21 protein-coding genes are annotated in these 22560 nt (G+C 51.3%); 14 read left to right on the top strand and 7 right to left on the bottom strand.

Going from position 1 to position 22560, the window contains the following annotated elements; all coding sequences use genetic code 11:
- The first annotated feature begins 17 nt into the window (after nucleotides 1-17).
- The 14 genes from murD to LPA26_RS12075 all read left to right on the top strand — a co-directional run bounded on the left by murD (nucleotide 18) and on the right by LPA26_RS12075 (nucleotide 15829).
- Nucleotides 18-1388, top strand: coding sequence for a UDP-N-acetylmuramoyl-L-alanine--D-glutamate ligase (gene murD, locus LPA26_RS12140; RefSeq protein WP_229008542.1), 1371 nt, complete (start codon nucleotides 18-20; stop codon nucleotides 1386-1388).
- Nucleotides 1373-2539, top strand: a complete 1167-nt coding sequence (gene ftsW / locus LPA26_RS12135) for a putative lipid II flippase FtsW (RefSeq protein ID WP_055869800.1) — start codon at nucleotides 1373-1375, stop codon at nucleotides 2537-2539. Before murD ends, ftsW begins: the two co-directional genes overlap by 16 nt.
- Nucleotides 2536-3636, top strand: coding sequence for an undecaprenyldiphospho-muramoylpentapeptide beta-N-acetylglucosaminyltransferase (murG, locus tag LPA26_RS12130; protein ID WP_229008541.1), 1101 nt, complete (start codon nucleotides 2536-2538; stop codon nucleotides 3634-3636). The genes ftsW and murG overlap by 4 nt, the downstream gene beginning before the upstream one ends.
- Nucleotides 3633-5027, top strand: a complete 1395-nt coding sequence (murC, locus tag LPA26_RS12125; RefSeq protein ID WP_229008540.1) for a UDP-N-acetylmuramate--L-alanine ligase — start codon at nucleotides 3633-3635, stop codon at nucleotides 5025-5027. Before murG ends, murC begins: the two co-directional genes overlap by 4 nt.
- Complete coding sequence (gene murB / locus LPA26_RS12120; RefSeq protein ID WP_229008539.1) at nucleotides 5024-5914, top strand: UDP-N-acetylmuramate dehydrogenase; 891 nt, start codon at nucleotides 5024-5026, stop codon at nucleotides 5912-5914. Before murC ends, murB begins: the two co-directional genes overlap by 4 nt.
- Nucleotides 5911-6843 (top strand): D-alanine--D-alanine ligase, encoded by a 933-nt coding sequence (locus tag LPA26_RS12115; RefSeq protein WP_229008538.1) that lies wholly within the window; start codon nucleotides 5911-5913, stop codon nucleotides 6841-6843. Before murB ends, LPA26_RS12115 begins: the two co-directional genes overlap by 4 nt.
- 3 nt (nucleotides 6844-6846) lie before the next feature.
- Nucleotides 6847-7551, top strand: coding sequence for a cell division protein FtsQ/DivIB (locus LPA26_RS12110; RefSeq protein WP_055828194.1), 705 nt, complete (start codon nucleotides 6847-6849; stop codon nucleotides 7549-7551).
- Nucleotides 7552-7589: 38 nt separating this feature from the next.
- On the top strand, nucleotides 7590-8828 hold the full coding sequence (gene ftsA, locus LPA26_RS12105; RefSeq protein WP_055828192.1) for a cell division protein FtsA: 1239 nt from the start codon (nucleotides 7590-7592) through the stop codon (nucleotides 8826-8828).
- 83 nt (nucleotides 8829-8911) lie between these two features.
- On the top strand, nucleotides 8912-10081 hold the full coding sequence (ftsZ, locus tag LPA26_RS12100) for a cell division protein FtsZ (RefSeq protein WP_055829113.1): 1170 nt from the start codon (nucleotides 8912-8914) through the stop codon (nucleotides 10079-10081).
- Between the two features lie 79 nt (nucleotides 10082-10160).
- Nucleotides 10161-11096 (top strand): UDP-3-O-acyl-N-acetylglucosamine deacetylase, encoded by a 936-nt coding sequence (lpxC, locus tag LPA26_RS12095; protein WP_055869814.1) that lies wholly within the window; start codon nucleotides 10161-10163, stop codon nucleotides 11094-11096.
- 43 nt (nucleotides 11097-11139) lie between these two features.
- Nucleotides 11140-11322 (top strand): hypothetical protein, encoded by a 183-nt coding sequence (locus LPA26_RS12090; protein ID WP_055869816.1) that lies wholly within the window; start codon nucleotides 11140-11142, stop codon nucleotides 11320-11322.
- Between the two features lie 85 nt (nucleotides 11323-11407).
- Entirely contained in the window at nucleotides 11408-13411 is a 2004-nt protein-coding gene (locus LPA26_RS12085) for a transglycosylase SLT domain-containing protein (RefSeq protein ID WP_229008537.1), read from the top strand.
- Between the two features lie 188 nt (nucleotides 13412-13599).
- Nucleotides 13600-14559 (top strand): complex I NDUFA9 subunit family protein, encoded by a 960-nt coding sequence (locus tag LPA26_RS12080; protein ID WP_229008536.1) that lies wholly within the window; start codon nucleotides 13600-13602, stop codon nucleotides 14557-14559.
- 37 nt (nucleotides 14560-14596) lie between these two features.
- Entirely contained in the window at nucleotides 14597-15829 is a 1233-nt protein-coding gene (locus LPA26_RS12075) for a multifunctional CCA addition/repair protein (RefSeq protein WP_229008535.1), read from the top strand.
- A 3-nt stretch (nucleotides 15830-15832) separates the two neighbouring features.
- Here LPA26_RS12075 and LPA26_RS12070 read toward each other — a convergent pair whose 3' ends face one another.
- From LPA26_RS12070 to argA, 7 genes are all read right to left on the bottom strand, one after another.
- On the bottom strand, nucleotides 15833-16777 hold the full coding sequence (locus LPA26_RS12070) for a sensor domain-containing diguanylate cyclase (RefSeq protein ID WP_229008534.1): 945 nt from the start codon (nucleotides 16775-16777) through the stop codon (nucleotides 15833-15835).
- A gap of 202 nt (nucleotides 16778-16979) precedes the next feature.
- Nucleotides 16980-17765, bottom strand: coding sequence for a DUF2189 domain-containing protein (locus LPA26_RS12065; RefSeq protein WP_229008533.1), 786 nt, complete (start codon nucleotides 17763-17765; stop codon nucleotides 16980-16982).
- 237 nt (nucleotides 17766-18002) lie between these two features.
- Nucleotides 18003-18227, bottom strand: coding sequence for a DUF2788 domain-containing protein (locus LPA26_RS12060; protein ID WP_055828171.1), 225 nt, complete (start codon nucleotides 18225-18227; stop codon nucleotides 18003-18005).
- Between the two features lie 204 nt (nucleotides 18228-18431).
- Nucleotides 18432-19025, bottom strand: a complete 594-nt coding sequence (gene slmA / locus LPA26_RS12055; RefSeq protein ID WP_055869821.1) for a nucleoid occlusion factor SlmA — start codon at nucleotides 19023-19025, stop codon at nucleotides 18432-18434.
- 47 nt (nucleotides 19026-19072) lie between these two features.
- On the bottom strand, nucleotides 19073-19741 hold the full coding sequence (locus LPA26_RS12050; protein WP_229008532.1) for a pyrimidine 5'-nucleotidase: 669 nt from the start codon (nucleotides 19739-19741) through the stop codon (nucleotides 19073-19075).
- A gap of 127 nt (nucleotides 19742-19868) precedes the next feature.
- A complete protein-coding gene (argB, locus tag LPA26_RS12045; RefSeq protein ID WP_055828162.1) occupies nucleotides 19869-20753 on the bottom strand; it encodes an acetylglutamate kinase in 885 nt (294 codons plus the stop codon).
- Between the two features lie 219 nt (nucleotides 20754-20972).
- The gene (argA, locus tag LPA26_RS12040; protein WP_229008531.1) at nucleotides 20973-22544 is read right to left on the bottom strand and encodes an amino-acid N-acetyltransferase; all 1572 of its coding nucleotides are present in this window, start codon (nucleotides 22542-22544) and stop codon (nucleotides 20973-20975) included.
- Nucleotides 22545-22560 lie beyond the last annotated feature (16 nt).

The raw sequence follows: 22560 nt of genomic DNA, 5'->3' as shown, positions 1-22560 counted from the left end.
TGTCGAGCGTAGAGACAATGAAAAAACAATTTGAACAACAGCGGGTAGGGGTAATAGGACTGGGTGACACCGGCTTCTCTGCTTTGCGCTGGCTGCGTCAAATGGGTGCAGAGGTGGTGATGTTCGACTCACGTTTACATCCACCCGGACAGGACCGTTTGCTGGAAGAATTTCCTGATGTGGAGTGCCATCTGGGGCCTTTTAATGCTGCCCTGTTATCCGGCATGGATACCATAGTGACCAGCCCGGGCGTGTCACTGAAAGAGCCCGTGTTGCAACAGCTGATTGCGCAAGGCAAGAACGTGATTGGCGATATTGAGTTGTTTGCGCGTTTCCGAGCCCCGTATGCAAAGGTGATTGGCATCACAGGGTCTAACGGTAAAACCACGGTGACTACCCTGGTCGGTGAAATCTGCAAACAGGCAGGTCTGAACACCATTGTGGCTGGCAACATCGGTGTGCCAGTGCTGGATACGTTGCAAATGACAGCGCCGGATGTGTATGTGCTTGAGCTTTCCAGTTTTCAGCTGGAAGCGACACAACAATTACAGATAGACGCAGCGACCATTTTGAACCTGTCCGAAGATCATATGGATAGATATTCCGGCATGGAAGATTATGCCCAATCCAAGGCGCGCATTTACCAGCATGCCCGTATCGCGATTGTGAACCGTGATGATCCTGCCAGTGCCGCATTGGCTGGCCAGTTGCCACAGGTTTCATTCGGGGTGAACCCTGCACCAACCATCAATGATTATGGCTTGAATGATCTGGGCTGGTTGTGCGCCGGTCATCGTCATTACATTGAGGCCGATAGCCTGCATATCCGTGGCAAGCACAATATTGCCAATGCGCTGGCAGCGATTGCATTAACGCAGGCGATAGGCATAGATAAAGTATCCATTCTGCATACCGTGCAGTCATTCACAGGTTTGCCACACCGTGTGGAATGGGTTGCCAGTATTGAAGAAGTCGACTTTTACGATGACTCCAAAGGCACTAACGTGGGTGCGACTACGGCGGCCATCAGCGGCATGCTCAAACAGGGTAAACCACAAAAAGTGGTGCTAATCGCGGGTGGCGATGGCAAAGGCCAGGATTTCAGTCCGTTGCGGGATGCCGTTATCCAGCATGCCAGGGCAGTCGTACTGATCGGGCGTGACGGGCCAAAAATTCAGCAGGTTTTGCAAGATATTCAAGTGCCGGTAGTGGATGCAGTCGACCTGACCGCTGCCGTGCATATCGCAAAAACGCTGGCGGAACCCGGTGATGCGGTATTGCTGTCACCTGCCTGCGCCAGTTTTGATATGTTCAGGAATTATGAGCATAGGGCGCAGGTATTTGTTGAGGCGGTCAAAGCCATGGAGGACGCATGCTTGGTCCGCTAATGATGACGCGTGAGCGCTACAACTCGCCCAGTTACGACTTGTCGCTGGTATGGGTAGTGCTGTCATTGCTGGCATTTGGCATGGTGATGGTCTATTCCGCCTCAATCGCCTATGCCGATGCAAGCAAGATGTTTGGGCACAACAGCACTTATTTCCTGATGCGCCAGGCCTTGTATGTGGCTGTGGGGCTAGTAGCCGCTGTCGTTGTATTCCAGGTGCCTATGGCCTGGTGGCAGAAAATGTCGCCTTATCTGTTTGTGTTCGGCATTGTGTTGCTGGTGCTGGTGTTAATTCCCGGTATCGGCAAAGTGGTCAACGGCAGCCGCCGCTGGATCTCATTGCTGGTCATGAACCTGCAACCTTCGGAATTAATGAAGCTGTTTATTGCCATGTATGCCTCTGATTATGCGATCCGCAAGGCCAGCAATATGCACAGCTTTACCAAAGGCTTTTTGCCTATGCTGGGTGTGATGGTATTCGTCGGCGTGCTGCTGTTACGTGAACCGGATTTCGGCGCATTTGCGGTGACCGCGTCGATTGCGTTTTCCATCATGTGGCTGGGTGGCGTGCATATCAAAATATTTCTTGCCATGCTCGGCGCACTGCCGCTTGCTGTGGTGGGATTAGTAGTGATGGAACCTTACCGCCTGGAGCGTATGAAAGGTTTCCTGAATCCTTTTGATGACCCGTTTGATACCGGTTACCAGCTGTCGCACGCGTTGATTGCTTTTGGCCGGGGTGAATTCTGGGGGGTAGGCCTGGGCGGCAGCGTTGAAAAATTATTGTACCTGCCGGAAGCACATACCGATTTCCTGCTGGCAGTGGTGGCGGAAGAGCTCGGTTATGTCGGTGTGATGGTGGTCGTGCTGCTGTTTGCATGGCTGGTGATCCGCGCATTCAGTATCGCCAAGGAAGCGGTGGCAAATGAGCGTTATTACGCTGCATTGCTGGCACAGGGGATCGGCGTCTGGATGGGTGTGCAAGGCTTTATCAATATGGGCGTGAACATGGGTTTACTGCCAACTAAAGGCTTGACGCTGCCACTACTTTCTTATGGCGGTAGCGGCATCCTGGCAAACTGCATTGCCTTATCTGTGCTGTTACGCATCGATTTTGAGAACAGACGTTTGCAGAAAGGGCTGCAAACATGAGCCGCCAGTACACATTGATGGTGATGGCTGGTGGCACTGGGGGGCATGTCTATCCTGCAATTGCAGTGGCTGATGCTTTGCACGCGCAAGGCTGGAAGATCGTATGGCTGGCGACTGAAGGCGGTATGGAAAATCGTCTGATTGCCGGCAAGCCTTATGAAAAAGCCATGATGACCATGCAAGGGGTGCGTGGCAAAGGTCTGCAAGGCTGGCTGACTTTACCGGTGAAGTTGTCACGCGCATTTGCACAGGCTAAAAGCGCGATAAGCCAGCATCAACCCGATGTGGTGTTGGGCATGGGTGGTTTTGCGGCATTCCCTGGCGGCGTGATGGCGAAAATGGCAGGCATTCCGCTGGTGATTCATGAGCAAAATTCTGTCGCCGGATTGACCAACAAGGTATTAGCCAACATTGCAAACCGGGTATTGACCGGGTTTCCCAATGCACTGGGCAAAAAAGGCGAAACGGTTGGTAATCCTGTGCGGGAAGAGATTACCACCTTGCAGGTGCCGGAATCGCGTTTTGCAGATCATCATGGTGTGTTACGCGTACTGGTTGTGGGCGGCAGTCTGGGTGCAGCAGCATTGAATACGTTGTTGCCAAAAGCCTTTGCCCAATTGCCGCACAATACGCGCCCACAGATTATTCACCAGGCGGGTGAAAAACATATTGAAGCACTGAAAAAAGCCTATGCAGAAGCCGGCGTTGCAGCTGATTGCCGCGCATTTATCCAGGATATGGCTGAGGTGTATGCCTGGGCTGACCTGGTAATTTGCCGTGCCGGGGCATTAACGATTGCCGAGCTGGCGAATGTAGGGGCTGCCAGCATTCTGGTGCCATTCCCGTTTGCGGTGGATGACCACCAAACTATCAATGCAGCCTATCTGCAACAGGCAGGCGCCGCGCTACTGATCCAGCAAAGAGACCTGGATGTGAGTCAGCTGGCGAATACCTTGCAAGCGCTGGACCGTAACATCTGTCTGGTGATGGCACAAAAGGCACGTGCTTTAGCACGGCCACAAGCCACACAACAAGTGGCAGAAATTTGCCAGCAGCTGGCAACAGCAAATACAAATGAGAAACAACGAGCAGCATGAAACATAAAGTCAAAAAAATTCATTTTGTCGGCATAGGCGGTTCTGGCATGAGCGGGATTGCCGAGGTATTGCTCAACCTTGGCTTTGAGATCAGCGGCTCAGACCTGGCCAGCAATGCGACTACCAAACGCTTGCAAGGCTTTGGTGCCAAGGTGTACCAGGGGCATGCGACCGAACACTTGGGTGATGCCGATGTAGTGGTGGTATCCAGTGCAATTAACGAAGAGAACCCGGAAATTATCGCGGCCCGTGCACGCAAGGTCGCGGTGATTCCACGTGCACTGATGCTGGCTGAACTGATGCGCTTCAAGCAGGGTATCGCCGTGGCAGGTACGCATGGCAAAACCACGACCACCAGCCTGATTGCCAGCATTCTGGCTGAAGCAGACATGGACCCGACCTTTGTCATTGGCGGCAAGCTGGAAGCAGCCAGTGCCAACGCCAAACTGGGCACTGGTGAGTGGATAGTGGTTGAGGCAGATGAATCTGATGCGTCCTTCCTGCACCTGAATCCGGTGCTTGCTGTGGTCACCAATATTGACCAGGACCACATGGATACCTATGAGCATAGCTTCGACAAGCTGAAAACGGCGTTTGTTGAATTTTTGCAGCAAATCCCATTCTGGGGCATGGCCGTGATGTGCATTGACGATGCCAATGTGCGTGAAATCCTGCCGCGCGTGACACGTCCGGTGACTACTTATGGCACCCATGAAGATGCCAGTATCCGTGCTGAAAACATCGTCGCTGATGGCGGCAAAATGCATTTCACGCTGATCCGCAAAAACGGCACGACGGTACGCAATGAAGTCACCCTCAATCTGCCAGGGCATCACTATGTGTTGAATGCACTGGCGGCGATTGCGATTGCGACAGAATTAAATGTGCCGGATGCGGCCATCCTGAAAGCACTGGCCGAGTTCAGGGGCGTAGGTCGCAGGTTTGAGCGCTATGGTGAAATCCCGGTTGCCGATGGTCATATGACTCTGATTGATGATTACGGTCACCACCCGGTTGAAATGCAGGCTGTAATAGCTGCCGCACGTGGTGCGTTTCCGGAGCGTCGCCTGGTGCTGGCTTTCCAGCCGCATCGCTATACCCGCACCCGCGACTGCTTCGAGGATTTCGTCAAGGTATTGTCAACTGTTGATGCGTTGTTGCTGACAGAAGTGTATTCGGCTGGCGAAGCGCCGATTGTCGCGGCTGACACCCGCAGCCTGATCCGTGCCATCCGTGTAAACGGCAAGGTAGAACCACGATTTGTGGAAACCACAGATGAGTTGCCGGCCACCATACTGGATAGCGTGCAGGCGGGAGATGTGGTGGTCGTGATGGGCGCCGGCAATATCGGTAACGTCGCGGCCAAAACGCGGGAGCTGGCGACGCGATGAGCGCAACAGGGTTAAAAGTGCTGCAACACGAACCGCTGACTCGCTACACTAGCTGGCGCGTGGGTGGCGAGGCTGACCAGCTGGTGCTGGCCGATAATGTCGAGCACCTGCAGCAATTCCTGCAACAGTTGCCGGCGGATGAGCCGCTGACCTTTATTGGCTTGGGCAGCAACCTGCTGGTACGGGATGGTGGTGTGCGTGGCACGGTAGTGGTCATGCATCAGGCCTTGCAGCAACTTGAAATGCAAGGCGAACGGGTGTATGCCGATGCCGGTGTTACCTGCGCCAAGCTGGCACGTTTTGCTGCCAGCCACAATCGCGCTGGTGCCGAATTTATGGCGGGTATCCCCGGAACGGTAGGCGGTGCGCTGGCGATGAACGCCGGTTGTTATGGTGGCGAAACCTGGCAATGGGTAGATCAGGTAAAAACCATACATCGCAGTGGCGCGGTACAAGTGCGAAATCGTGCTGACTATGCGCCTGCCTATCGCCACGTAACACACCCCGTGGCAGATGAATGGTTTCTGGGCGGCTGGTTTGCTATCCCGCAAGGCGATGGCAAAACTTCTGCCGAACAGATCAAACAGTTGCTGGCAAAACGCCTGGCGAGCCAGCCGCTGAACATGCCGAGCGCAGGATCCACTTTCCGCAATCCGGAAGGCGACTTTGCGGCACGCTTGATTGAAGTATCTGGCTTGAAAGGCGCCATCATTGGTGGTGCACAGGTTTCAGAAAAGCATGCCAATTTCATCGTGAATTTGGGCAATGCGAGCGCAGCAGATATTGAAGCATTGATAGAGCGTGTCAAAACCACCGTGCATGAAAAGCAGGGCGTGGAATTGATACAGGAAGTGAAAGTCATTGGGGAAAGCGTTTTAAAAGCATGAGTGCAGCACAGCAAAAATTTGGCAAGGTAGCCGTGTTATTCGGTGGACGTTCTGGCGAGCGTGAAGTGTCGCTGAAAAGTGGCTCTGCGGTGTTGGCCGCCTTACAGCGTCAGGGTGTCGATGCGCATGCATTCGATCCGGCCACGCAAGAATTGTCTGCCTTGAAAGGGTATGACCGCGCCTTTATCGCCTTGCATGGCCGCTTTGGTGAAGACGGCACCATACAGGGCGCATTGGAACTGATGGATATCCCTTATACCGGCAGCGGAGTCATGGCATCTGCGCTCGGTATGGATAAATGGCGTACCAAATTGCTGTGGACAGCTGCTGGTGTAGTAACCCCTGATTTTGTGCTGATGGATGAATCGACAACTACCGAGGAAGTCGTCGCGACGCTGGGATTGCCCGTCTTTGTGAAACCTGCCAACGAAGGTTCAAGCATAGGCGTGAGCAAGGTCAAGCAGACTGCCGAACTGGCTGCGGCTTATACCCTGGCTAAAGCCTCTGATCCCCTGGTGATTGCCGAACAGTTTGTTGGTGGTGGTGAGTACACCGTTGGCATCCTCGGCGATACCGCGTTGCCGGTGATAAGGATTGTGCCGAAAAACGAATACTACGATTACGAAGCCAAGTACCTGCGTGACGATACCGAATACCGTTGCCCGAGTGGCTTGTCTGCCGCACAGGAAGCGCAGATCCAGGCAGAAGCTTTGCAGGCGTTCAGGGTGCTGGGTTGCAGTGGCTGGGGCCGCGTGGACTTTTTGATGGATGAGGCGGGTAAACATTATTTCCTGGAAGTAAATACCAGCCCGGGCATGACAGACCACAGCCTGGTGCCGATGGCAGCCAAAGCGGCTGGGCTGGATTTTGATGCACTGGTCATAAACATTTTGCAGCAAACATTGAAGGCCTCAAACGGAAACGCATAGACGATGTGGCATAGACCGACATTGCTGAACTGGACTGCCAATCTGCTGTTTTCACTGGCAGTGGTGCTGATGCTGTACGCCTTGTTGTTTGTGGTGTTGCATCTGCCTATCTTCCCGGTTAAGCATGTGCAGGTTGAAGGCAATCTTGATCATGTCAATCACGAGCAGATTCAACTGATTGTCAGCAAATATTTAAAAGGTAATTTTTACACACTGGATCTGCAACGCACCCGCACCGCGTTCGAGAAGCTGCCATGGGCGCGCAAGGTCAGTGTCCGTCGCCAATGGCCTGACACCATTGTTGTGCAGATTGAAGAGCATCAGGCCATTGGCCGCTGGGGTGGGGTGGCATTGGTGAACCGCCATGGTGAATTATTCCAGGCAGCCTCTGATGAGCAATTGCCGGTGTTCTATGGCCCGGGTGATGCGGTGAAAGAACTCGCGCAAGGTTATGCCAGTTTTGCGCAGACATTGTCAGTGACCTCATTGCAGATTCAGCAATTGAGCTTGTCGTCACGACGCGCCTGGGAGATCAAGACCGCTGATAAACGGCAAATGATGCTGGGACGTGAAGCAGCTAAACAAAGGTTGCAACAATTTGTAGCAGCCTACACCCAGCAGCCGGCGATTGCTGAGAGTGACTGGCGGTATGCCGATTTACGCTATCCAAATGGCTTTGCGTTGCGTATGCCGCGCAACGGAGCCTGATAAGAAATTGCCTGAAGCAAGATGTGCAAGGAAATGAAATGAGTAGAGCAAGAGAAGATAAAAATTTAATTGTGGGCCTGGATATCGGCACCTCCAAGATCGTGGCCATCGCGGCAGAGATTTTGCCCGAAGGTACCTTGAAGGTGATTGGCGTTGGTCAGCATGCTTCACGCGGCCTGAAAAAAGGCGTGGTGGTGAATATCGACTCCACCATGCAAGCGATTCAGCGCGCAATTGAAGAAGTGGAGCTGATGGCTGACTGCAAAATCAACACCGTGTATTCAGGGATTGCCGGCAGCCATATCAAAAGCCTGAACTCACACGGCATGGTGAAAATCAAGGAAAGCGAAGTTTCGCAAAGCGATATTGACCGTGTGGTCGATACCGCCCGTGCGATTGCCTTGCCAGCGGATCAGCAGATTCTGCATATCCTGACCCAGGAATTTATTATCGATGGCCAGGAAGACGTGCGCGAGCCATTGGGTATGAGCGGCATCCGCCTAGAAGTGCGTGTGCATATCGTGACCGGTGCGATTGCGGCGGCACAGAATATCGTCAAGTGTATCAAGCGTTGCGGCCTGGAAGTGAGCGACCTGATCCTGCAACCACTGGCTTCCAGCGAATCTGTACTGACCGAAGATGAAAAAGAATTAGGGGTTTGCCTGGTGGATATCGGTGGCGGCACGACTGACATCGCCGTGTTTAAAAATGGCGCCATCCGCCATACCGCGGTGATACCGATTGCCGGTGACCAGATTACCAATGACATCGCGGTGGCCTTGCGTACTCCCACGCAGTCAGCGGAAGAAATCAAGGTCAAACATGGCTGTGCCTTGCGTCAATTGGCGGACCCGCGTGAAGTGGTTGAAGTACAGGCGGTTGATGGCCGTGAGCCGCGTCAATTGTCATGCCAGGCATTGACTGAGGTGATTGAAGACCGCGTCGAAGAGATTTACGAGTTTGTACAGCAGGAACTGCGCCGCAGTGGTATGGAATCCATGATCGCTTCCGGGATTGTGATTACCGGTGGCGCTGCACAAATGCGCGGCATGGTGGAGCTGGGCGAAGAGATTTTCCACACACCGGTGCGCCTCGGTATCCCGCGCTATGTGGAAGGTTTATCTGAGGTGGTGGGTAATCCTCGCTATGCCACCGGTATTGGCCTGTTGCTGATGGCTAAGCAGCAGGTGGAAAAGCAAATGGTAGGGAATCTGCAGTCTGGCTCGGTGGGCAGGTTGCTTGAGAGAATGAAAAGTTGGTTTACAGGTAATTTCTAGTTTTTGGGTAATTTTTAACTGTGTTTAGGGCGAGTGTGCGGGGCAACCCAATCCTCAAAAGTTAGGCAAATGGAGAGTGAATGATGATTGAAATTTTTGACAAAGAGAACGAAGGTGCAGTAATCAAGGTAATTGGTGTCGGTGGTTGCGGTGGTAACGCCGTTGAGCACATGATGACCAAGATGGTGCCGGGCGTAGAGTTTATTTGCGCTAATACGGATATGCAGGCTTTGAAAAAGAGCAATGCCAAAGTGGTACTGCAAATTGGTGCCGATATCACCAAGGGTCTGGGTGCTGGTGCCAAGCCGGAAATCGGACGTGAAGCCGCACTGGAAGACCGTGACAGCATCGCGGAAACCATTGATGGCGCAGACATGCTGTTTATCACTGCAGGTATGGGTGGCGGTACCGGTACCGGCGCGGCCCCTATCATTGCAGAAGTCGCACGTGAAATGGGCATCCTGACCGTTGCTGTGGTGACCAAGCCGTTTGCTTTCGAAGGCAAGCGTGCAAAAGTTGCACAAGAGGGTTTGGAAGAACTTTCCCAGTACGTTGACTCTCTGATTGTTATCCCAAACGAAAAGCTGATGGATGTGTTGGGTGAAGATGTAACCGTGATGGAAGCGTATCGTGCAGCTAATGACGTGTTGCAAAATGCGGTGTCGGGTATTGCCGAAATCATCAACTGCCCGGGTACCGTGAACGTCGACTTTGCTGACGTACGCACCGTGATGTCTGAAATGGGTATGGCAATGATGGGTTCCGCTGAAGCAACTGGCCCTAACCGTGCCCGTATCGCGGCTGAACAAGCAGTAGCCAGCCCGTTGCTGGAAGATGTGAACCTGGCCAACGCACGTGGTGTATTGGTCAATATTACCGCCAGCAGCAGCTTCAAAATGCGTGAATACTATGATGTGATGAACACTATCAAAGAATTCACGGCAGAAGATGCGACCGTGATTATCGGTAACGTGATTGACGAAGAAATGGCTGATAACCTGCGTGTGACCATGGTTGCCACCGGCTTGAACGGCTCTATCGGCAAGCGTCAGGCGAAACCTGAGTTAAAAGTCATGACGACGACTACACTGCGTGACGGTACTACTAACCAGCCTATTTTCCAGAATACAGTTGAGGAAGATGAGCCGGCAGTATTCACCAGCAACAGCCGTCGTGCACAGGTTGAAGCCATGAAGAATTCCGGTATTGAAGAATATGATATTCCGGCTTTCCTGCGTAAGCAGGCTGATTAACCTTCAGGCAGTGATTGCTTGTCGGTTTGGAAGTGGGATTGGCTTATAATAGGGTCAATCACTGATAAAAGAGAAAACCATGTTAAAGCAACGCACGCTTAAACAACAGATTAGCGCGACCGGCGTAGGGCTACACAGCGGTGAGAAAGTCACCCTGACGCTTAAACCGGCACCTGCTGATCATGGTGTAGTGTTCAAGCGCATCGATTTGCCCGATACGCCTGCCATGCGGGTCACCCCGACGGCAGTTAACGACACCCGCCTGAGCTCAGCCCTAGAGTTTTCAGGTGCGCGCGTTGCCACTGTGGAGCATTTGATGTCCGCCCTCGCCGGTCTGGGGGTGGATAATGTATTGATAGAGTTAACGGCAGCCGAAGTGCCCATCATGGATGGCAGTTCGGGGCCGTTTATCTACTTATTGCAAACGGCCGGCTTAGCCGAACTGGAGGCGCCGAAGAAATTTGTGCGCATCCTGAAACCGGTAGAAGTACAAGATGGTGATAAATGGGCAAAATTTACACCGCATCATGGTTTCAAAGCCGAATTTACGATTGATTTCGCACACCCCGTGTTCGAATTCTCAGGTAAAACGGTGAATATTGATTACGATAGCCAAAGTTATGTCGACGAAATCAGTCGTGCGCGTACCTTTGGTTTTATGCACGAAGTGGAGTACCTGCGCGCAAATGGCCTGGCCAAAGGCGGCAGTCTTGATAACGCGATTGTGCTCGATGAATACAAGGTACTGAATGGTGGCGGTTTGCGCTACGACGACGAGTTCGCCAAACACAAAGTGCTGGATGCCATTGGCGATTTGTATATCCTGGGTTATCCCATTGTCGGCCAGTTTTCTGCCTTCAAGTCTGGGCATGCCTTGAATAACCAGCTGCTACGTGCCTTGTTGAAAGACGACACTGCCTGGGAATACTGTACCTTTGAAGATAGCCAGGCCCCGGTCGGTTTTGTGCGTCAACGTGACTACTTTAGTCCGGCGCCATTTTTACCAGCTGCCTGATTAGCAAGCCTAACTAAGCCTAACTAACAAGAATAGCGAAACTATGTGGTGGATACGGATATTATTTGCAGTGCTGGTGCTAAGTACTCTGGTGCTGGCACTGCTAGGCTGGCAAACCGGTAACTCGCGCTACTGGCAATGGCTTAAAAAAGTATGGAAAGCCGGCTTCGTCGTAGTGCTACTCCTGTTGCTGTTTTTCTTTCTGAGTCGCCTGGCCAGAATTTGATTGTGACCCCCTAAATCCACGTGATGAGTCAGGTGCACTTGCGAGTGCTCACGTGAGCATAGTAAGACCCTGTGATTATTGACTCATGAAGACTAAATTCCGGCATCTCCTTTCAATTGCTGCCTGTGTATTGGTGTCGTGCCTGCTTATGCTGGCAACGTCGGCCCACGCTGGCGATACTGAAACCTATCTGCAAGCCAAACAGGCTTACCAGACTAAGAATCTGCCGTTGCTGACCGAGTCGCTTGAGACCCTTAAGCAACGTAAATCACCGCTCGCACCATATTTGCAATACTGGCAGATGATCCTGACCATGGATCAATTATCCTATTACCAGGTGCAGGCTTTTCTGCAGGAAAATAACGAATCATTGTTATCCCAACGCGTGCGCGAACTTTGGCTAAAACGCCTGGGACGCGTGCAGTTCTGGGACCAGTTTGTCGAAATCCGCGCGCAGATTCCCAACTATTACAGCTTGAATGACACAGGAAACCAGTGCTTCCAAGTACAAGCAGGGATCGCGCTGGATGACCCGATTGCTTACGAAGATGGCAAAAACTTATTGCTGTCCGGTAAAGAATTACCTGCCGACTGCCAGGGGATGCTGGAAGCCTTGCAGCAAGTGGGCGTGCTGGACGAGAACTTACTGCTCACTGTCTACCGAAATGCCTTGTTTGCCAATAAACCGGGTTTGGCTAAAGTATTGGCAAAGCGTAGCCGGAAAACCGATGCTACTTTGCTCAAGCAGATCGATGAAGTGGCACAAAACCCTGCCCTGGTTTTGAAAAAGAATAATGTTCAGGATAAATCAGCTTATGGCCGTGCGCTTTATCTCTTCGCCATCCATCGCCAGGCCAAGGCAGATATCGCATTGGCACAAACCAGCTACCAGAAATACAGCGGGCTTTTATCCAATGAAGAGCGGCAACTGATACAAGCTTATATCGCGCTGGAATCCGCCAGAAAACATGAGCCTGAAGCAGTGAGGGCATTTGCCAAAGTCGAACCTGCTATTCTGAATAATGAGCAATGGGAATGGTATGCCCGTAGCGCATTGCGGGAGCAGGATTGGAATACCTTACTGAAGATTATTAATAGCATGCCGAACGCATTATCTGAAGAGCAGACCTGGCGCTACTGGAAAGCACGTGCGCTGAAAACCAAGGGCCAGGCACCGGAAGCTAATTTGTTATTGGCAAAACTTTCCCAGGAACGTCATTTTTACGGCTGGCTGTCTGCTGAAGAGCTGGGGCCGGTCGCAGGTGAACCGTTGGCAACATACCAGCCTGCCGATGATGAAGTCCGCCAGTTTGCACGCCTGGCCAGCATCAAGCGCATAGAAGCGTTGTTTGATGCCGATGCACGCTATGAGGCCAGGCTGGAGTGGATGTATTTGCTTGAAGGATTGGATGATTCCTCCCGTATCGTGGCGGCGCAATATGCCTTACTGAAAGGCTGGTACGATTTGACGGTATTGGCGGCCGATAAAACCAGTCGCACCCATAATTTTGAATTGCGATACCCTACGCCTTACCGTGATTACCTGCAAAAAGCTTCAAAAGCGCGTGCTATTGACGAAGCCTGGGTATATGGCATTATCCGGCAGGAAAGCCGTTTTATGCACTATGCCAAATCCTCGGTCGGCGCCGGCGGGTTGATGCAGGTCATGCCTGCAACCGCCAAGTGGATAGCCAAAAAACTGGGCTGGAGTAGCTATAGTGATGCCATGCTGCACGATATAGATACCAATGTGAACCTTGGTACCTATTACATGCGCTACACTCTGGATACCTTCAACGGCCAGGAAGCGATGGCGACTGCCGCCTACAATGCCGGCCCCAGCCGCGCCCGGCGCTGGGCAGCGAACGTGCCACTGGAGGGCGCGATTTATGCCGAAACCATTCCCTTCAGTGAAACACGCAATTATGTAAAAAAAGTACTGGCAAACGCCCACATGTATGCACCCAGGCTGGGGTTGCCGGTCATCACGCTTAAAAAGCGTTTGGGCACTATTCCGGCGCGTAATGGTGGTGCCGTGGCTGATGCTGAAAGCGTGATCACGACCATCACAATTACAGATCAAGAGTAGGCACACTTTTTTCTGTACAATATCTTTAAGCAAGCTTTATGAAGTGCGGCTTGCAAGTAACCAAGTAAGTGAGGTCAGGCGCGATAATTAGATTTTACGCGCACCCTTGTTTGAGCAAAAAGTTTGGTGACTAAATTTAGTTTAATCAAAGCTTTCTTTAATACGAACATGCATCAGGAACAAGCGATATGAAGACAGTCACAGTATTGGGCGGTAGCGGTTTTGTAGGGAGCAGTGTGGTAGCCGGCTTGGACCAGGCAGGGTACCAGGTCAAGGTGTTGACACGCCGCAGGGAAAAAGCCAAACACCTGATTTTGTTACCCTATGTGCAAGTGGTTGAGTGCGATATCAACGACCATGCTGCACTGAAAGCGCAGCTGGCAGGTAGTCACGCTGTGATCAACCTGATCGGTATTCTGCACCAGACCAGTGACAACGGCTTTGAAAAAATGCATCACCAGTTGCCGCGTCGTGTGGCGCAACTTTGTGTTGAATTAGGCATCCCCAGATTGCTGCACATGAGCGCATTGCAGGCTTCTGTGAGCGCGCCTAGCGAATATTTGCGTAGTAAAGCGGCTGGCGATGAGGCAGTGATGGAATCCAGCAAAAAATTGCATGTCACCATATTCCGCCCATCAGTGATATTTGGCGCGCGTGACAGCTTTATTAACTTATTCGCCAAGCTGATCCAGTATGTGCCAGTACTGGTTCTGGCAATGCCACAAGCCAAATTTCAGCCGATCTGGGTTGAAGATGTGGCAACCGCTTTCGTGACGGCTTTAGATGAGTCAGCGACTTATTGCAGGATTTATGAGCTTGGTGGCCCGGCGATCATGACTTTGCAACAGGTGATGGAAGCTGTGATGAAAACGATCGGTGTGCAACGGCGGATTATTGGGTTGGGCCCAAAAATGTCGCTATTACAAGGCAGTTTTATGCAGTTGCTGCCAATCAAGTTGTTATCGCGCGACAATGTGAAGTCCATGCAGGTCGACAATGTCTGTCAACAACCGATGGCGAATGAGCTTTGCGTAGTGCCTACCGATATGTTCGCTGTGATCTCAGGCTACCTGGTGGAAAATAATCCGCGTGGTGCTTATGATGATTTTCGTGCAGCGGCAGGTCGCGTGATTAACGCCAGGCGTTAACAGTCATTTCTTCGTGTTTTTCTATGGATAATTGCATATGCAAATCTATCAGGTAGGCGGCGCTGTCCGCGATGGCCTGCTAGGTCTTCCGGTCAAAGACAGGGATTATGTGGTTGTGGGTGCCACCCCAGAACAAATGCTGGCGGCAGGCTATCGTGCAGTCGGCAAGGATTTCCCGGTATTTCTTCACCCTGAAACGCACCAGGAACATGCGTTGGCACGCACGGAACGTAAAACAGGCAAGGGCTATAAGGGTTTTAGTGTCTACGCCGCCCCGGAAGTGACGCTCGAGGAAGATCTCGCACGACGTGACTTTACGATGAATGCCATCGCCCAGGCCGAAGACGGCCGCCTGGTTGACCCTTTTCACGGGCAGCGGGATATCCAGGAAAAACGCTTAAGGCATGTCACTGAAGCGTTCAGCGAAGACCCGGTACGTATTCTGCGCGCAGGCCGCTTTCTCGCACGTTTCACCGAATTTAGCGTCGCACCGGAAACCATGGCGTTGATGCGTGAGATGGTGGCAAACGGTGAAGTAGATGCACTGGTACCGGAACGGGTATGGCAGGAAATCGCTAAGGGTCTGATGGAAAAAAAGCCTAGCCGAATGTTTGAAATGCTGCGTGATTGCGGCGCCTTGCAAGTGATTTTTCCCGAGCTGGCTCGCTTGTGGGGCGTGCCGCAAACAGCTATTTATCACCCTGAGGTTGATACCGGCGTGCATGTCATGATGGTGATTGATTATGCCGCCAGGCAAGGTTTAAGCTTGCCGGTGCGTTTTGCTGCGCTAGTGCATGATCTTGGTAAAGGCACGACACCGGCAGATGTATTACCGCGGCATATCGGCCACGAGTTACGCAGTGTGGACCAGATTCGCGATGTAGTTGCACGCCTCAAAGTGCCTAACGATTGCAAGGACCTGGCGCTGGTAGTGGCGAAATACCATGGCAAATTGCACGCTGCCCGCGAAATGAAAGCCAGCACTTTGCTGAATTTCTTGGAGGAGCTGGATGCTTTTCGTCAGCGCACGCGCTTCGATGATTTTCTGCTGGCGTGCGAGTGCGACAGTCGCGGAAGGCTAGGGCTGGAAAATTGTCCACTGGATGATGCCGAGCATCTGCGCAAGGCATTGCAGGCAGCGCTATTGGTCGATGCAGGTGCCATTGCCAAAAACTATGCTACCCCAACGGAAATTAAACAAGCCGTGGCAGATGCCAGAACGCAAGCCATTGAAGCGATGCTGGCGCTGAGTCGCAAGCCTGTTTTGTAAAGTCTATTTGCTCCCTTGCTGAATGCGGTTGCGACCCGCATTCTTGGCCTGATATAAAAGGCTATCTACAAACTCCACAAACGCTTTTGGTTCAAGATTGCTTACCGACACGGTGCTGGAAACACCCAGGCTAATTGTCAGAATCTGGCTGATTTTTGAACCGGCATGCGGGATTTGCTCCTTGAAAATCAGGTTACGGCAACGCTCGGCAATCTTGATTGCTGAGGCTGCGTTAGTTTCCGGCAGAATCAATGCAAATTCCTCCCCACCAAACCGGGCGAAAAAGTCCTTGGTACGTAATCCGGCACTATTCAACGTCCGGGCAACGCGCTTTAACACTTCATCGCCTTGCAGATGACCGTACACATCATTGTACTGTTTGAAGAAATCAATATCGATCATTATCAGTGACAAGGGCTGCTGATGACGCTTTGCTTCCAGCCATTCCTGTTCCAGTAACGTATCAAACATGCGGCGGTTAGCCACTTCTGTCAGGCCGTCTTTGTATGAGTACTCTTCGAGCTGCTTTTGCAGTTCCAATAATTGCTGCTCTGTTTTTTTACGCTCGCTGATATCAAACATAAAACCTATCAGTGCTTCGGGCTCACCTGTTGGCGTGCGTACCACATGCACTACATCCCTGATCCAGACATATTCGCCATGTTTGGTCAGCGCGCGGTAATCGGCCTCATGGTCCTGACCCTGTAATGAACGTTCCACGCAAAAATTAACGATACGTTCCCGCTCATCTTCATGAATGCGGGTGGCCCAGTCTTCCACTGTTTTCCAGCTATCCTGCGACCAGCCGAGCAACTGCTCAATCTGCGGGCCTATGTAGGCAAACTGTTTGCTGGCCCAGTCGATCTTCCAGGGAATGGCTTTAGTGGATTCCAGTAGGGTTTTGTAAATGGTGCTGTCGCTATCGGGAATGGGTGTAGTGGTCGTCATTGCGAAAATCTTTATCACTGCATGTAATGCAGGGTACCTAACTGGCATGCACTTCGCAATAGCCCCGCAATGTCATTCAGGTAAGAAAGCGTTAACCTGATTTGCCAGTGAAGGCTTTCAAGCTGGTAGCGGGAAGAGGAGTTATAGCGACATGCACAAAAGTGCATGGCTACCATCATCTCTTCGGCGCTTTAGGGATGGATTATGGTTGAATCTCGATCACATCGCGATATACATGCCAGCTGGCATGGCCTGCTACCGGCATGGTCACGATCAGTCCAAGAAAGCTGGTTGCAAAGCCTACGCCTATCAGTACCACAATGCACAATGCCCAAAGAGACATGACACCAGGGTTACGCAAGCAAACGCGGAAACTAGCCCATGCGGCCGCTCCGGCACTCGTGTTGCTATCCAGCATCAATGGGATGGCAATCACGCTTATAGCAAACGTCAGCGCAGCAAATAAACCCCCGACAGAAAAATAGACCAGGGTGAAAATTGGTTGTTTGAAGGAAAGCACGTTAAATACAATATCGATAAAAGTAGGCAACTGGTGGTTAAAGTAATAGGCAAAAATGATAAAAGACAATTGCGTCCAGGCGACCAGTGCTGCCAGGAGAATAAAAGCGAACAGGGCAATGTTTACCAGGTTGGGGCGCCAGGCGGTCAGGCTTGGCAAGAGTGAAGGTGTCTGGCCCAACGCAATACGGCGGCTGATGTCATAAAGACCAGTCGCCAGAAACGGGCCAATGAGAAAAAATCCAGTGGTGAGGCCGGCTAACAGCCAGTAGTTTTCAGCAAAAAAAGCATGGATCAGTATACCGGTGATGGTGAAGGCAAGACCATAAAACAAACTTGCCCATCCTCCCATGTGGGTATCTTCTACCCCTGCATGCAGCCAGTCGATCACCATTGCAGGATGTAAGTTCTTTTTAACCCTGACCTGCACACCCACATTGCCGGCTTCTATTACTCTGCTTCTGCTCATAACCCTGCCCCCATGTCATGTTTCATGTTCCGCTAATGGCGCATTCTTGAATATCAACCAATTAGTCTGCGTCGCAGCGGGCGTTGCTTGTGCAATTGCTTAAATTAAAATGTAACACATTTGTAACTGGATGACACAAAGGTGTGACACATATTCACGCGCTCAATGCACAGTTTGGCATGACAGGTAGCGCTAGCGCCGCTGACAATGTAACACGCAAGCAGTGTCCAGACAGGTTTAGCGGATATTCAAATAATACTGGATGACATATTTGGCGATAAACCCCACCAGGCCAAGGGTGAGTGCCAGAAATAGTGCAAAGGTGCCGGTTTTGCCTGCCTTGGATTTGCGTGCCAGGTTGCCTACAATTAGCAGCATCAGCAGCATGAGTCCGCCAACACCGTAGGTCATGCCCAGTTCTGTGATCTGGGCTTCATTCATGCCAAAAATGGTGGCTTCCATTGTGTTTCCTGCTTTAGGTGACGCACCAGTGCGCCGGGTGATAAAAATACTTGTTGCCTGCGGAGAGATTTCAGATGTGCGCTAGCATATCGTAGTCATGGTCCTGAAATAGATGGGATAGCTTTCCTACAACCTTATGTTGGGCCCATGGTCGGGATGCACAAGAGGGTCATTCTGCCGTTGAGTGACATATGGAACTAACGCTTATTGCAAACTGCCAGTAATAAGCAGTGACAAATGTTGTTCAATCTGGTCGCTTGGCTTACGTTTAAAACCGCTCTTCGCAAAACTGTGCCAGCGTCCAACTACAAAGCTGATCATGGTATTTGCCGCCATGCTGGCGTCAGTGATTTTGTTGCCTTGTGCTTCTGCAATACGCAGGGATTGTTTGATACTGGCCTCCAGGCGATCCATCAACTGGTTGATGCGCGCCTGCAGCACTTCATCTTCATTGACCAATGCATCACCAATCAGCACGCGAGACATGCCCGGGTTACGTTCGGCAAATTTAAGCATGGTCGTGAGCATGAGTTGTACTTGTTTAAGGCCATCAGTTTCATCGCTGGTGATTTTATTAATCACGCCAAAAAGCGCGCTTTCGATAAATTCAATCAGGCCTTCGAACATTTTGGCTTTATTGGCAAAATGGCGGTATAAAGCCGCTTCCGAAACTTCCAGCTTGCCAGCCAGTGCAGCAGTCGTGATTTTTTCACCACGTGGCGTTTGCAGCATGCTCGCCAATGTTTCGAGGATTTGTTGTTTGCGGTTTGCTCTTACTTCTTTGTTGATAGTGGCCATGATGTGTTCCCAAGTCCCGACATGCGTGTTGTTATTTTGAGGCTATTTTAACCGGATTCGCCAAGGGCGGGAATGCATGATGGCTGTTTTTTCAGCGCGCTGTGAGTGAGTGCCAACACATGCGGTAATCTATATTGCACAAAGTTTGGTTTATGTAATCTGCGGCTGATCCATACTGTACGCATCCCCAGTCGTTTTGCAGTCATTAAGGCCGGCAGGCTATCTTCAAACAAGGTGCAATCAGCCGCACAACAACGCAACTGGCGTAACAGCATACGAAAACCGCGCATCGAAGGTTTAGCGTGGAAGCGTGAAGATTCCACACTGAAGACCAGCGTAAAACAATCACTGATGCCTAATACATTGAGTACCTGCATGGCATAGGCACGCGGGGCATTGGTGAATACACATTTACGTCCCGGCAGGCGCTGCAGCAACTGGCGTAATTGCTTGGTTGCCTGCACCATATCATCGGTTAAAAATGCATGTGTTTCTGCCAGGAAATGGTGGGGATTGACGCCATGGTGACGCATCAGTCCCTTCAATGTCGCGCCATAAATACGCCAGTAATGCTGGCGGAGCAAATGCGCTGCGGGTTCTTCTAGTGTCAGTAAATCCATGATGTAGCGCGTCATGGATTGATTCATTACCGGGAAGATATGGGCGGAAGCGTCATGCAGGGTATCGTCCAGATCGAAAATCCACACCCGAGGCAATTACTCCAGCTCCCGTTCAAAGTTAAGGCAAAGCGGCAGCGACTCACCGGCGCACACAATGCACATGGCACGGCAATGAGAAAGCGTAGCGGTCAATGCAGTATCAACGATGAATTGGAGAACGGACTTATTTGGCTTTAATTAAAGTGCCGACGCCTTCATCTGTAAGTACTTCCAGCAATAAGGCATGTTCGACGCGGCCATCAATAATATGCACTGTTTTCACACCACTGCGTGCAGCATCCAGCGCAGAGCTGATTTTTGGCAACATGCCGCCACTCAACGTGCCATCGGCAACCAGGTCATCAATCTGCCTAGGTGTCAGGCCGGTCAGCAATTGGCCTTCTTTGTCCAGTACACCTGGGGTATTTGTCAGTAGAATCAATTTTTCGGCATTGAGTATTTCTGCCAGTTTGCCGGCCACTACATCGGCATTAATGTTATAGGTTTCACCCTCCCGACCAACACCAATCGGGGCTACCACAGGGATAAAGTCACCGCTATCCAGGAAGGTGATAATGCTGGGGTCAATTGCAGTGATTTCCCCAACCTGACCCACATCGATCATTTTGGTCGGGTCTTTCAGATCTTCCATCAGCAGTTTTTGTGCATGGATAAAGTTGCCATCCTGGCCGGTCAGGCCTACCGCTTTGCCGCCGTGGCGGTTAATCAGGTTGACGATTTCCTTGTTGACCTGGCCACCCAATACCATTTCCACCACATCCATGGTTTCCTCATCGGTCACGCGCATGCCCTGGATAAATTCGCCTTTCTTGCCTAATTTATCCAGCATTTCGTTGATCTGCGGACCACCGCCATGTACCACTACCGGGTTCATGCCAACCAGTTTCAGTAAGACCACGTCTTGCGCGAAACACTCTTTCAGGCGTTCATCGGTCATCGCATTACCGCCGTATTTGATGACAATGGTTTTATCGAAAAAACGTTTGATATAGGGCAGGGCTTCAGACAGGGTTTGCGCCTTTTGGGCGGCTTTTGAAATATTCATCATATGGATTAGCTATTAAGGATATGCGTATTCTATCTGCTGAGTGTTAAACAGTGAATGACTGTGCGTGAATTTTACTGAAGATGTTTAATAAGAAATGGTTTTGCAGACTTTGTTCAGTTTTTCAGTAATAAATAATGACAGCAAGCGCTTATTTGCAGGCAAAAAGATGGCTGATGCGTACATCAGCCATTTTTAGTTAGATTATCTTGAAAGTAATGGCTAGGTCAGCACTTTCAAAAATACTTTGGATTTCCGCTGCAGATTATAAAGCTGCTGCTTTTCTTGCGGCAGTTGATCGACACTTTGCTCAGTAAATCCACGCTCCAGAAACCAGTGTTCTGTGCGTGTCGTCAGGCAAAACAAAGCTGTATTACCCATGGCTTTTGCCTGTTCCTGGCAATAATTAAACAGTTTGTCACCGCGTCCACCACCGCGATAAGCGGGGTCAATCGCCAGGCAGGCAAATTCGACCATTTTCTCGGCGGGGAAAGGGTACAAGGCGGCGCAACCGATTACGCGGTTATCGTGTTCCATTACGTAGAAATAGTTGATTTCCATTTCAATCCGTTCTCGCCCGCGCCGTACCAGAATGCCTTCATTTTCCAGTGGCTCAATCAGCATTAAAATTCCACCGACATCATCAATATTGGCCTGACGCATGGTTTCCAGCGGTAGCTCGGTAATCATGGTGCCTATGCCCTTGCGGGTGAACAGCTCCTGGATAATGGCACCGTCAATATGGCGTGAAATCAGGTGTGTTCTGGCAACACCATGCTCACAGGCACGCACTGCCGCAGGCAGGTAATAATTTACATCTTCGGAGAAATTGATCGGCTCATCGCTTTCCTGCACATTGCGCAGCAGGTTCTTCGCTTTTGCCGAAGTCATCTCGCGCAGTAATTCGCCGCGCAAGTTATGTATGCCCTCAGAACCCATCAGGAAAATCAGTTTTTCCGCATCGAGTGCGATAGCGGCGCTCACTGCTACATCTTCCAGCGTCAGGTTGAATATTTCTCCGGTAGGCGAATAACCCATAGGGGAAAGCAACACCAGTTCACCGTCATCCAGACGTTTCTGGATACCTATTGCATCTATCTTGCGTACTTCGCCGGTATGTTGCAGATCTACGCCGTCACGCACACCCAATGGTTTAGCAGTGACAAAGTTACCGCTGGCGACGCGGATATCGCTACCTGCCATGGGTGAATTGCTGATGCCCATCGACAGCAGTGATTCGATCTCTACCCGCACCGTGCCATTGGCTTCTTTCACCGCTTCCATTGCGGTGTCGTCGGTAATACGTAAGCCGTTGTGCATTTTTGGGATGAGATGATCGCGTTTTAACCTATGCTCAATTTGTGGCCGTGCGCCATGCACCAACACCAGCCTGACTTCCAGGCTAGCCAGTAGGTTCAAATCATGGGATAGCGCAACGAACTGTTGTTCACTCACCACTTCGCCGCCGAACGCTATGACAAAGGTGCTGCCACCAAAAGCATGGATATACGGCGCTGCTGAGCGGAACCAGTGCACAAAGTCTTTGCTGTTGGCGCTGGAGAGGATAGCCGGTGGCGTATTGGTCAAGTTGCTCGGCGTTAAATCGGCATCGTATAAACGGCCAGGCGTCGTGCTTAATGCCTGGGCAGCAGCACGTAACAATGCTTCAGATATGCCGATTTCGCCGCGCTCTATTCGCGACAGATTGCTGGTATCGGTACCCATGCGGGAGGCCAGTTGCTGCAATGTTAGATTTTGCGATTTTCGCAAATTTCTGATGTTTGAGCCGAGCATTCGTTGAATTTTCTAT

It is taken from the genome of Methylophilus sp. Leaf408 (assembly GCF_916856905.1).
In the GTDB taxonomy this organism is placed as follows: Bacteria; Pseudomonadota; Gammaproteobacteria; order Burkholderiales; family Methylophilaceae; genus Methylophilus.
The sequence above is the reverse complement of the archived record's forward strand: the minus strand, read 5'-3'. Positions and strand labels throughout refer to the sequence as shown.